Source organism: Streptomyces sp. SD15, from assembly GCF_054462255.1.
The window spans coordinates 67,631-79,103 of the sequence record NZ_JBTLMO010000031.1 but is presented as its reverse complement, the minus strand read 5'-3'; the positions used below and the strand labels follow the sequence as shown (position 1 = coordinate 79,103).

Genomic DNA, 11,473 nt, shown 5'->3' with positions numbered 1-11,473 from the left:
GAGAGCACACATGATCATCGAAGTCACTGTCGACGAACTGGCCAAGCTGATGAAGAAGGCAGCCGGAGTCACCGTCGACCCCCAGGAGCTCAAGCACGCGTCGGACTCCTCCTTCGGCACCCTCGGCCTCGACTCGCTCGGCCTGCTCGGCATCGTCGGCGAGCTGGAGAACCGGTACAGCCGGCCGCTCCCCGTCGACGCGGAGCGCTGCAAGACCCCCCGCGAATTCCTCGAGCTCGTCAACACCACCCTCAAGACTGGAGCCTGAAAGTGGCAGGACACACCGAGAACAGCATCAGCATCGACGCCCCTCTCGACCTGGTCTGGGACATGACCAACGACATCGAGAACTGGCCGCAGCTCTTCAGCGAGTACGCGTCCGTCGAGGTGCTGTCCCGCGAAGGCGACACGACGACCTTCCGCCTGACCATGCACCCGGACGAGTCCGGGAAGGTCTGGAGCTGGGTCTCGGAACGGATCACCGACCGCAAGGGGCGGACCGTCCGGGCCCGCCGCGTCGAGACGGGACCCTTCGCCCACATGAACATCCTGTGGGAGTACAAGGAGACCGCGGACGGCGTCCACATGCGCTGGGTGCAGGACTTCGCGATGAAGCCCGACGCCCCGGTCGACGACGCCTGGATGACGGACAACATCAACTGCAACTCCCGCACCCAGATGGCCCTCATCCGGGACAAGATCGAGCAGGTCGCCCGCGACCGTAGCGTCGCACCCGTCATGCCTCGCTGATCGCCGACTCAGGAAGGAAGGACACTCGATGCACCACGCCCTGATCGTCGCCCGCATGGAGCAGGGCTCGGCGCCGGCGATCGCCGACGTGTTCGCCGCTTCCGACCGCGGCGAACTCCCGCACCTGATCGGCGTCAACCGGCGCAGCCTCTTCCAGTTCGGTGACGTGTACCTGCACCTCATCGAAGCCGACAAGGACCCCGCACCCGCCATCGCGAAGGTGGTCGGGCACCCCGAGTTCCGGAGCGTCAGCGAGCAACTGTCGGCGTACGTCAGCGCGTACGACCCGCAGACGTGGCGCAGCCCCAAGGACGCCATGGCGCAGTGCTTCTACCGCTGGGACCGGAACGCCGGTTCCTGAGCGAGCGCCCGGACAAACCCCGAGGCCGCCGGCTCCGCGACAGACGCGGAACCGGCGGCCTCGGGGTTTGCGCCCTCCGGGTCAGCCGGGGATGGTGCACTCGAAGGCGTGCAGATACGGGTTGACCGGGCGGACCTCGCCGATGACCAGACCGGCGTCCGTCAGCCGCTCGACCATGCTCTGCCGGGTGTGCTTAGCGCCCCCGACGTTGAGCAGCAGCAGCAGGTCCATGGCCGTCGTGAACTTCATCGACGGGGTGTCGTCCACGAGGTTCTCGATGACGACGACACGAGCGCCGGGCCGCGCCGCCTTCCGGACGTTCGCCAGTGCCCTGCGGGTGCTTTCGTCGTCCCACTCCAGGATGTTCTTGATGATGTACACATCCGCCTGGACCGGGATGTCCTCGCGGCAGTCCCCGGCGACGATACGCACCCGTCCGGCCAGCGAGCCGCCGCTGCGCAGGCGCGGATCGGCGTTCTCCACCACGCCCGGCAGATCGAGCAGCGTGCCGTGCATCTTGGGGTGCTTCTCCAGCAGGCTGGCCACGACCTGCCCCTGGCCGCCGCCGATGTCCGCGACCGAGGACACGCCGCCCAGGTCGAGAAGGTTGGCCACGTCCCGCGCCGACTGCTCGCTGGACGTCGTCATGGCGCGGTTGAAGACGTACGCCGACTCGGGAGCCTCTTCGTTGAGGTAGTCGAAGAACTCCCTCTCGTACACGTCCTCGAAGACGTTACGGCCGGAGCGGACCGCCTCGTCGAGCTTCGGCCAGACGTTCCACGTCCACGGCTCGGTGCACCACAGGGCGATGTACCGCAGGCTGTGCGGATCGTCCTCGCGCAGCAGCCGGGACATCTCCGTGTGCGCGAAGGTGCCGTCCGGGTGTTCCGTGAAGACCCCCTGGCAGGACAGTGCGCGCAGCAGCCGCCGCAGTGTCCGCGGTTGGGTCTTCACCGCGGCCGCCAGGTCGTCCACGCTCATGGGCGTGTCCTCCAGGGCGTCGGCCACACCCAGGCGGGCGGCCGCGCGTACGGCGGCGGCGCAGGCCGCCCCGAAAACGAGCTCCCGCAGCCGCATGGGCGGCGGGGGAGTCTGATCAACGGTCGTCATCTGTTGCCTCGCTTCTGCTGTCATGCGGGGTGAGGGGTCTGGGGAGCCGACCGGTCAGCACATGCCGGCGGGCTCGGAGACCCGGCACCAGTTGCCGTGGAAGGTGTTGCTCTTGGTGGTGTCCCGGTTGGCCAGATCGGCCGTGCCGTTGCCCAGCACCACGTTGTCGCGGATCTGGTTGCGCTGGTTGGGGGCACCGACGAAGCTCTTGAACAGCACGATCCCGCCGGACAGCGGGGACTTGCCCACGTTGCCCTCGACCACGTTCTCCGTCACCAGCGTGTCCTCGGTGCCGGTGAGGACGATCCCCGAGCCCTGCAGGAAGGGCAGCCGGGGGGTCTTGGGACAGTACTTGTTGTTGTCGTGGATGAAGTTCCGGCGCACGCTCAGTTTCCCGGCGCGAGGCTTGGACTCGTCGCCCACGACGAACACCGCGGTGCAGTTTCCCGTGGCTTCGTTGTGATCGATGGTCAGGTTGCGCAGGCGGCGCACCGTGACGCCGATCCGGTTGCCGAGCAGGCGGTTGTGACTGATCACCGCCCCCTTGGAGTCGCGGGCCCCTTCCTCGGTGTCGATCGTGTTGGCCAGGAACACCCCGGCGTCGCCGTTGGACCGCGCGACGTTGTGGCGGAACACGCCGCGGACGGACCTCTCCTGGGCGAAGCCCCACTGACCGTTCTTCTCGGAGGTCACGCCCTGGACGGTCAGCCGATCGGTTCCGGACGCCCACAGGCCGTTCTTGGCGAAGCCTCTGATGGTCAGTGAGCTCAGGGTGACGCGCGCGACGCGCTTCTTGTCCGTTCCGGTCACGCAGATGCCGTGGCCGGCCTTGGCGCACGTGCTCTTGGCGGAGGACTTGGCGGGGACGATGACGGACGATTTGGCGCCCGAGCCACGCAGGGTCAGGTCCGGCACGGTGATGCGGACGCTCTCTCGGTAGGTGCCGGGGGAGAGGACAATGGTGTCCCCCGGATTCGCGGCGTTCACGGCCTTCTGGATGGATTGGCCGGGGCTTACCCGGTGCACCTTCAGGTGGTCGGCGGACGGTGCGGCGGCGCCCAGCCCCGACGCCACGACGACCGCGGTGCATGCGAGATAGGCCATCTGTTGTTTGGTCATAGGCCGAAGCTATGAGCGGGTGTTCCGGCCCGCCACCGCTGATCACCCAGGTGGGCCGCTTCTGTCGCCCCTGGGAGTGCGAAGGAGTGACGGTGGGTCAGCTCACAGGGGCCTTCCCCGCCTCACTTCTGACTCGGCGATTTATGAGGACGTGAACTCCGAGGGCCGGTCAGGACAGTCGGCCCACGTGGGCCAGGGCCTGCTTGAGGAGGGCTCCGTGCCCGCCCGGCATCTCGCCCAGGACCACGTCGGAGGAGGCCTCCTCAGGGCTGAACCACACCAGGTCGAGGGCGTCCTGACGGGGACGGCAGTCGCCGGTCACCGGGACGATGTAGGCGAGGGACACCGCGTGCTGGCGGGGATCGTGGAAAGCCGTGACCCCATGCGTCGGGAAGTACTCGGCGACGGTGAAGGGCTGCAGCGAGGCGGGGATTCGGGGCAGCGCCACCGGGCCGAGGTCCTTTTCCAGGTGGCGCAGCAGGGCGTCCCGGACCCGTTCGTGGTGCAGGACCCGGCCGGAGACGAGGGCGCGGCTGACCGTTCCGTCCGGCCCGATGCGCAGCAGCAGCCCGATGAGGGTGACTTCGCCGTTGTCGTCGACTCGGACCGGCACGGCTTCGACATACAGGATCGGCATGCGTGCCCGTGCCTGTTCGAGCTCGTCGGAGGTCAGCCAGCCGGGCGTGGTCTCGGTCATGTCAGACATTGGGTGATCATACTTTCCCGGCCCGCGGCTTCGCGCGCGCCGTGCACCGCGCCGGGGGATCGGTGCCGACAGCCGGACGGGCATCGTCGACATGGTCCGCTCCGGCGCGGACGGCTCGGTAGCCGACCACCGTCGGCTCAGTAGGGGAGCAGCCGCCCCGACGGTGTCCTCCGGTCGATCTTCACCTCGCGCCCCGCACTGGGGCGGGGATGAGGACGAATGCGGATCTGACGGTTCATGACACCCTCCTCGAACTCGTACGTCCAGCTTCCGTGCCTGCCGTATCGGGGCGCGTCGTGCTCACGGAGGTGCCTGCCCCTCACCCTGAGGAGCAGGCACGGGACCAGGGCGTACTACCAAGGAAGGATGCCGACCCTCACGGCCCCCGCAACGGGAGTTATTCCCGCGCCGCCTTCGCGTACTCCGTCGCCATGCCGCCGGCGAAGTCGTACACCACGGTCTGTTCGTCACCGACGACCCAGGCGTCGTGTCCGGGCGGGCAGACGAAGACGTCGCCGGGGCCGACCTCGCTCTCGGCGCCGTCGTCCATGCGGATACGCAACCGGCCCTGGACGACAAAGCCGTTGTGGTGGATCCGACAGCTCTCGGTTCCCGCTATCGGCTTCACGGACTCGGACCAGCGCCAACCCGGCTCGAAGGTTCCCACCGCGAAGTCGAGACCGGTGAGGTGGACGGCTTCGAGGTGGCCGCGAGGGAAATTGCGCCGTTCATCCGGCTTGTCGACCGTCTTGACCTCCATCATGACGACTCCCTCCAATCCGGCCGTGCACAGCCCCCTCCACTCCATCGTCTGCCTGTCCACTTGGCTCCGCCATCCGAGTGAAGGGCGGTTCCGCCACCCCGCCAGTGCGCGCGTCGTAGAGGGATAACCCTCGATCGTCCCTCGATTGCTCTCCGCGTACATGACATGACCTTGTCAAGCTGCCATTCTTCCTCCACCTGCCGCACGGGCCCCACACGGCCCTCCCAGGGGCCCCGCACCGCACTGCTCAGCTCGTCCCGGGCAGCACATCCCGTCTGCCCGGGCTGTCACCGGCCGACAATGCGCGGCCGCAGCAGTAGGAGTACGAGTGAGACGAATCCCCCGTCCGGCGACCGCGGCCGGAGCACTGGCGGCCGCCGCCGCGCTCTTGGCAGTTGGCATACAGACGGTCCCGGCGGCCGCACAACCCGCCCCCCACCCCAGTCCGCTGCGCACCGGTGGCCTGGAGGCCGAACTCACCCCGGCCCAGCACACCGCACTGCTGAAGAGCGCATCGAAGAAGACCACGGCGACCGCCGACTCCCTCGGCCTGGGGGCGAAGGAGAAGCTCGTCGTCAAGGATGTCGTCAAGGACCAGGACGGCACCCTCCACACACGCTACGAGCGCACCTACGCCGGCCTGCCGGTGCTGGGCGGCGACCTGGTCGTGCACACCCCGCCGGCCTCCGTGGCCACCGGCACGGTGAGCAGTACGTTCAACAACAAGCGCACCATCAAGGTCGCCTCCACCACCGCGACCTTCGCCAAATCGGCCGCCGAGACCAAGGCGCTGAAGGCCGCGAAGGCCCTGGACGCCGAGAAGCCCACCACCGACAGCGCCCCCAAGGTGATCTGGGCGGGCACCGGCACGCCCAAGCTTGCCTGGGAGACGGTCATCGGTGGTTTCCAGGACGACGGCACCCCCAGCCAGCTGCACGTCATCACCGACGCCACCACCGGCGAGAAACTCTCCGAGTTCCAGGGCATCCAGACCGGCACCGGCAACAGCCAGTACAGCGGCACCGTCACCATCGGCACCACGCTGTCCGGCTCGACGTACCAACTGAACGACACCACACGCGGCACCCACCGGACGTACAGCCTCAACAACGGCACGTCCGGCACCGGCACTCTGATGACCGACGCCGACGACACCTGGGGCACCGGCTCCGGCTCCAACACTCAGACCGCCGGCGTCGACGCCCACTTCGGCGCACAGGTGACGTGGGACTTCTACAAGAACACCTTCGGGCGCAGCGGCATCAAGAACGACGGCGTCGCCGCCTACTCCCGCGTCCACTACAGCAGCGCGTACGTCAACGCGTTCTGGGACGACTCCTGCTTCTGCATGACGTACGGCGACGGCTCCGGCGGCACCCACGCCCTCACCTCGCTCGACGTGGCCGGCCACGAGATGACCCACGGCGTCACCTCCAACACCGCGGGCCTGAACTACACCGGTGAGTCCGGCGGCCTCAACGAGGCGACCTCCGACATCTTCGGCACCGGCGTGGAGTTCTACGCCAACAACAGCAGCGACGTCGGTGACTACCTCATCGGCGAGAAGATCGACATCAACGGCGACGGCACCCCGCTGCGTTACATGGACGAGCCCGACAAGGACGGCGGCTCCGCCGACTCCTGGTACTCCGGCATCGGCAACCTGGACGTCCACTACTCCTCGGGCCCGGCGAACCACATGTTCTACCTGCTCTCCGAGGGCAGCGGTACCAAGACCATCAACGGCGTCACCTACAACAGCCCGACCTCCGACGGTGTCGCCGTCGCGGGTATCGGCCGGGCCGCCGCCCTGCAGATCTGGTACAAGGCGCTGACGACGTACATGACGTCCAGCACCAACTACGCGGGCGCCCGTACCGCCGCGCTCAACGCCGCCACCGCGCTGTACGGCGCCAACTCCACCCAGTACGCGGGGGTGGCGAACGCCTTCGCGGGCATCAACGTCGGCGCCCATGTCACCCCGCCGACGAGCGGCGTGACCGTCACCAACCCGGGCAGCCAGTCCTCCACCGTCGGCACCGCGGTGAGCCTGCAGATCTCCGCGAGCAGCACCAACAGCGGCTCGCTGACCTACGCCGCGACCGGACTGCCCACCGGCCTGTCGATCAGCGGCTCCACCGGGGCGATCACCGGGACCCCGACCACCGCCGGGACCTACAGCACCACCGTCACGGTCACCGACAGCACCGGCGCCGGCGGCACGGCGTCCTTCACCTGGACCGTCAGCTCCGCCGGCGGCGGTACCTGCACCTCGACGCAGCTGCTCGGCAACCCCGGCTTCGAGTCGGGCAACACCACCTGGACCGCCACCAGCGGCGTGATCACCAACTCCAGCAGCCAGGCGGCGCACGGCGGTTCCTACAAGGCCTGGCTGGACGGCTACGGATCGACGCACACCGACACGCTCTCCCAGTCGGTGACGATCCCCAGCGGCTGCAAGGCCAGCTTCACCTTCTGGCTGCACATCGACAGTGCGGAGACAACCACCAGCATCCAGTACGACAAGCTGACGATCACCGCCGGATCGACGACCCTGGGGACCTACTCCAACCTCAACAAGGCCACGGGATACACCCAGAAGACCTTCGACCTGTCCTCGTTCGCCGGTACCACCGTCGCCCTGAAGTTCAGCGGCGTCGAGGACTCCTCCCTCCAGACCAGCTTCGTCGTCGATGACACCGCGGTGACGACCAGCTGATCGGCGCCAGCTGACACCTCCGGCACCAGCGGCGACGTGGGACACCCGCAAGGATGGCCCACGTCGCACCGGCTCCCGTATGCCGGCGCCACCCTCCGGCTCCCCCCATGGGCCCGCGTCGTGGCGACCGCGACGCTCGCGGCGGGCGAACTGATGAGCCGCTCCGACCAGCGCCATCGCCGTGGTGACGGCCAGGAATGAGCGCCGTGCCAGTTGTAGGTGCCGGTGGCCGTCCAGGCGCTTCAGGCGGAGGGAGAAGCGCGTGCGATCAGCTGCTGCCGAAGAGACGTCCTACGGGTTCACTACGACCTTTCCGGCGACGGTGCCGGATTCGGCCAGCCGCAGAGCGTCGGCGATGCGGGTGAGCGGCAGCTGCGCGGCGATCTGGGCAGTGACGTCACCGCGCTCAAGGGCCGCGAAGACCTGGGTGAGGTCGGCGCGCAACCGGGCCCGGAACCGGTTCCTGGCCAGGCCCCGCCCGGCCCAGACGTTGAAGAAGTAGGCGCGGCGGCGGTTGGGGAGCGCGTTCCACAGCCATACCCGGCCGAGGAGCTTGAGCACGGGCCACTGCTTGGAGCCCTCGTCGTCCCGGGTGGAGGCGCTGCCGTACGAGACGAGCGTGCCGCCGGGCGCGAGGAGGCGCCAGGAGTCGACGATGCCCCGGCCGCCGACGTGGTCGAAGACGGCGTCCACCCCACCGGGGGCGAGCTCGCGGACACGCGCGGCGACGTTCTCGGTGCGGTAGTCGACGGGGGTGACGCCCCGTTCCCGCAGGGCGTCGTGGTGGCGGGCGGACGCCGTGCCGATCACCTTCACGCCCGCGGCGTGGGCGAACTGGACCAGGACCGAGCCGACGCCACCATTGGCGCCGTGCACCAGAATGGTCTGCCCCGCCCGGATGCGTGCCTTGCGGTGCAGCATCTGCCAGGCGGTGATGCCGTTGACCACCAGGGTCTCCGCCTCGGCCGCGCCGATCCCGGCGGGCACCGGCACCGCGTCCGCGGCGTCGACGAGCACATGGCTGGCCCAGCCGCCGACCTTGACCAGCGCGGCCACCCGGGTGCCGGCCAGGCCCGGCTCGACGCCCTCGCCGGTCGCCAGCACCGTGCCGACCAGGTCGTAGCCGGGTACGAAGGGGAACGCCGGCTGGTCGTAGTAGCGGCCGCGGCGCATCTGCTGCTCGGCGAAGGAGACCCCGGTCGCCTCCATCCGGATCACGACCTGGCCCGGGCCCGCGGCGGGGACGGCTCCGTGCCGGATCTGAAGCCCTTCCGGCTCCACTTTGCCCGGCAGGACGACTTCGACGAGTCCTTCGGCGTTCATGACGACCTCCACTGCACTCTGCGTGAGTTACTTGCTTTTGCGTTCGTTAGAAGTTGTAACGCCGCGAGGTGGAGTGAGTCAAGAGCGTTCGCGATAAGCTCTAACTGAAACTTGAACATGTAGCGTTGTGGGGGTGGAAGGGTGGCAGGCCATGGCGGAAACGGGTAAGACGACCCCGCGCGAGCGCTACCGCGCCCAGGTGCGTACGGAGATCAAGGACCGTGCATGGGAGCAGATCGCCGCGGCGGGGGCGTCCGCGCTCTCCCTCAATGCGATCGCCAAACAGATGGGCCTGAGCGGACCCGCCCTCTACCGGTACTTCGCCGGCCGCGACGAGCTGATCACCGAGCTCATCAGGGACGCGTACCGAAGCCTTGCCGACACCTTCCATGCGGCCGCCGCGTCCGGTGCCGGCCTGGCCGCGCTGGCGCACGCCCTGCGCGGATGGGCCCTGGACGACCCCCAGCGGTACTTCCTCCTCTACGGCACGCCCGTCCCGGGCTATCACGCGCCCGACGACGTCACCGGGATCGCCTCCGAGATCATGACGACCTTGCTCGACGCCTGTGCCGTGCTCCCCTTGGGCGGCCCCGCGACGCCGTTCGGCGCGTACCTCGACGGCCACCGGCAGTGGGCGGACGGCCACCCCGCCCCGCCGGAGACCCTCCACCGTGTCCTGGCCTTCTGGACCCGGCTGCACGGCGCCCTGTCCCTGGAACTCGCCGGCCACTTCACCGGGATGGGGTTCGACCCCGCCCTGCTGTTCGCGGCCGAACTGGACGACCTGCCGACGCACTGACCGCACCGCATCCCTGTCCCGCCCGGTGCTTGCCTCCGCAGTGGGGATTTTGGCGCGATTGATTCCCCCGTGGTTGATGCGGGTGTGATTTCGGCGCCGTTTTGAGGTGTTCCCGCTCATGGCGTGACGTTTCCGCAGACGTGAGGGGGCGCGTGGGCCCACGTGAAATGTGTAGCACGGCGGGGGGTTCACCGGAACGAGATGGTCCGTTTTCCATGCGGATGAGTGGTAGGGATTCCGGCTGGTTTGTTGATGTGTCGGCCAGGAAAAGAAACATCGCGACGGGTGGGGGATAGGTCGTGCGAATATTCTGATTCGCACCCAGGAATCAATCTCGGGGCCATGGATCACAGGGAATTGGTAGACCACTTAGATGAGTTCGGAATCGTCGATCGGGCTATTGATCGAGCAATTCATGAATCCCAGGAATGCGAATCTCGGGAACGTGAATCGCAGGACGAGGTACGGCGGGAATTCTCCTGGGATGTGATCGCCGGTCATCGGGAACGACTGATGAGGCTGGTCCGCCGCCGGCTTCCGAATGCTCAGGACGCGGAGGACTGTGTCCAGGAAGCGATGCTCAGGGCGGCCGCTCACGGCAATCTCGACCAGGAGCGGATCGGCTCCTTTCTGACCTCGGTCGCCCTGCGCCTGTGCGTCGATCACTACCGCGAACTGGAGCGACGGCGACGGCTGTTGCGCCGTGCGGCGGACGTGGGCGGGCCCGAGCTGCCGGACGAGGGCGTGTGCGACCAGGACTTCGGGCGCTGGCTGCTCGATCAGGTCCATCTGCTGCGGGGCCGGGAGCGACAGGTGGTGCTCGCCCGCGCCCATGGAATCTCCACGCTGGAATTCGCGCGCATACACCAGATCTCGGTCAAAGCGGCCGAAGGGGCGTTCACCCGGGGCCGGGCGCGGCTGCGGCTGGTCTGCGCCAAGGCTCTGGACGGTGCCGTCGCATAACGGATCTCCGCCTTCTTCCCGCGAGTGACGTAAGTCGACGCGGGCATAAAAAACGGCTCCCGAACTCCGGGAGTGCAGGTGAGGGAGAAAGGTCAGTGACCGTGGGCAAGAATAACAGCCAGGACACGATCAAGGATTTCATCGGCGATATCGCCGACAGCACCAAGAAGGCGTTCGATGAAATCTTGGACCGAAAAGGAGATGATGCGCATTCCGTGGATTGGCTCACTCCGGGGAATCCGTATCAGGCGCTGAACGGACTTCCCGGCGATGTACTGAGGACGGTGAGCGCCCTGTCCGCCCTCGGTGGTGTGGCGAATCCCGTGGCCGCGCTCGCGAACGCCGCCAACGCCGCGGCCGGAGTCGGCGCGGCCAATCCGCTGGCCGCACTGGCCGGCGCGGCCCCCAACCCGCTCGCGGCCCTCGCGGGCGGCGGCGCGAATCCGCTCGCCGCCCTCGGCGGTGCCGCCGGGGGATTCAATCCGCTGGCCGCGCTGGGACAGGTGGCCGGCGGGGCGACGTCCGCTGTGTCGGGAGCGGCCGACATGGCGGAGGGCCTGGCCGCACTGCCTCGGCAGATCGCCCAGCTCTCCGAGCTCGTCACCTCCCTGGTGAGCGTGTTGGAGGGAGTTCAGGGGGTGGCCGGCGCCGTGACCGGTGCCGGCCGTGCGCCGGCGGCGAGGAAGAGCGGCTGAGCGGCCGCTGACCGGGTCTCACCGGCCGCCACCGGGCGCGTACCGCCTCACCTCGGGTGAGTGATCGCGCCGCATGAGCCATGCGGGTAGGCAACTGCGCCGCATGCGCGAGGTGTGTGGGCGATCGCGCCGCATGACCCACGTGCGTGGGCGATCGCGCGCACG

The 11,473-nt window shown here is 68.4% G+C and carries 12 protein-coding genes; 7 read left to right on the top strand and 5 right to left on the bottom strand.

Going from position 1 to position 11,473, the window contains the following annotated elements; genetic code table 11:
- The first annotated feature begins 10 nt into the window (after positions 1-10).
- Genes ACX28W_RS27690 through ACX28W_RS27680 form a run of 3 tightly spaced genes read left to right on the top strand, consistent with a single transcriptional unit; the run spans position 11 to position 1,111 of the window.
- Positions 11-268, top strand: a complete 258-nt coding sequence (locus tag ACX28W_RS27690; protein WP_459002279.1) for a phosphopantetheine-binding protein — start codon at positions 11-13, stop codon at positions 266-268.
- 2 nt (positions 269-270) lie between these two features.
- Positions 271-750, top strand: coding sequence for an SRPBCC family protein (locus ACX28W_RS27685; protein ID WP_459002277.1), 480 nt, complete (start codon positions 271-273; stop codon positions 748-750).
- A gap of 28 nt (positions 751-778) precedes the next feature.
- Complete coding sequence (locus ACX28W_RS27680; RefSeq protein WP_362077688.1) at positions 779-1,111, top strand: TcmI family type II polyketide cyclase; 333 nt, start codon at positions 779-781, stop codon at positions 1,109-1,111.
- A gap of 81 nt (positions 1,112-1,192) precedes the next feature.
- Here the strand turns inward: ACX28W_RS27680 and ACX28W_RS27675 are convergent, their stop codons facing one another.
- From ACX28W_RS27675 to ACX28W_RS27660, 4 genes are all read right to left on the bottom strand, one after another.
- Complete coding sequence (locus ACX28W_RS27675; RefSeq protein WP_459002276.1) at positions 1,193-2,221, bottom strand: methyltransferase; 1,029 nt, start codon at positions 2,219-2,221, stop codon at positions 1,193-1,195.
- 54 nt (positions 2,222-2,275) lie between these two features.
- Positions 2,276-3,340: a right-handed parallel beta-helix repeat-containing protein gene (locus ACX28W_RS27670; protein ID WP_459002274.1), complete on the bottom strand. Its 1,065-nt coding sequence runs from the start codon at positions 3,338-3,340 to the stop codon at positions 2,276-2,278.
- 169 nt (positions 3,341-3,509) lie between these two features.
- On the bottom strand, positions 3,510-4,037 hold the full coding sequence (locus tag ACX28W_RS27665) for an NUDIX hydrolase family protein (RefSeq protein WP_459002323.1): 528 nt from the start codon (positions 4,035-4,037) through the stop codon (positions 3,510-3,512).
- A gap of 406 nt (positions 4,038-4,443) precedes the next feature.
- The gene (locus ACX28W_RS27660; RefSeq protein ID WP_459002273.1) at positions 4,444-4,809 is read right to left on the bottom strand and encodes a cupin domain-containing protein; all 366 of its coding nucleotides are present in this window, start codon (positions 4,807-4,809) and stop codon (positions 4,444-4,446) included.
- A gap of 328 nt (positions 4,810-5,137) precedes the next feature.
- Here ACX28W_RS27660 and ACX28W_RS27655 point away from each other — a divergent pair, with 328 nt between their 5' ends.
- Positions 5,138-7,528: a M4 family metallopeptidase gene (locus ACX28W_RS27655; protein WP_459002271.1), complete on the top strand. Its 2,391-nt coding sequence runs from the start codon at positions 5,138-5,140 to the stop codon at positions 7,526-7,528.
- Between the two features lie 291 nt (positions 7,529-7,819).
- Here the strand turns inward: ACX28W_RS27655 and ACX28W_RS27650 are convergent, their stop codons facing one another.
- Positions 7,820-8,851, bottom strand: a complete 1,032-nt coding sequence (locus ACX28W_RS27650) for a medium chain dehydrogenase/reductase family protein (RefSeq protein ID WP_459002269.1) — start codon at positions 8,849-8,851, stop codon at positions 7,820-7,822.
- Positions 8,852-9,002: 151 nt separating this feature from the next.
- On the opposite strand from ACX28W_RS27650, the gene ACX28W_RS27645 reads away from it, so the two are divergent.
- The 3 genes from ACX28W_RS27645 (at position 9,003) to ACX28W_RS27635 (ending at position 11,308) form a co-directional block, all read left to right on the top strand.
- Entirely contained in the window at positions 9,003-9,650 is a 648-nt protein-coding gene (locus tag ACX28W_RS27645; protein ID WP_459002268.1) for a TetR/AcrR family transcriptional regulator, read from the top strand.
- Between the two features lie 486 nt (positions 9,651-10,136).
- A complete protein-coding gene (locus ACX28W_RS27640) occupies positions 10,137-10,613 on the top strand; it encodes an RNA polymerase sigma factor (protein ID WP_459002321.1) in 477 nt (158 codons plus the stop codon).
- Positions 10,614-10,708: 95 nt separating this feature from the next.
- Entirely contained in the window at positions 10,709-11,308 is a 600-nt protein-coding gene (locus ACX28W_RS27635) for a hypothetical protein (protein ID WP_459002267.1), read from the top strand.
- Positions 11,309-11,473: the final 165 nt, after the last annotated feature.

Coding starts and splice junctions, on each gene's coding strand:
- ACX28W_RS27690 (WP_459002279.1), top strand. CDS start 11: ATGATCATCGAAGTCACTGTCGACGAACTGGCCAAGCTGATGAAGAAG.
- ACX28W_RS27680 (WP_362077688.1), top strand. CDS start 779: ATGCACCACGCCCTGATCGTCGCCCGCATGGAGCAGGGCTCGGCGCCG.
- ACX28W_RS27675 (WP_459002276.1), bottom strand. CDS start 2,221: ATGACGACCGTTGATCAGACTCCCCCGCCGCCCATGCGGCTGCGGGAG.
- ACX28W_RS27670 (WP_459002274.1), bottom strand. CDS start 3,340: ATGACCAAACAACAGATGGCCTATCTCGCATGCACCGCGGTCGTCGTG.
- ACX28W_RS27665 (WP_459002323.1), bottom strand. CDS start 4,037: ATGACCGAGACCACGCCCGGCTGGCTGACCTCCGACGAGCTCGAACAG.
- ACX28W_RS27660 (WP_459002273.1), bottom strand. CDS start 4,809: ATGATGGAGGTCAAGACGGTCGACAAGCCGGATGAACGGCGCAATTTC.
- ACX28W_RS27650 (WP_459002269.1), bottom strand. CDS start 8,851: ATGAACGCCGAAGGACTCGTCGAAGTCGTCCTGCCGGGCAAAGTGGAG.
- ACX28W_RS27645 (WP_459002268.1), top strand. CDS start 9,003: ATGGCGGAAACGGGTAAGACGACCCCGCGCGAGCGCTACCGCGCCCAG.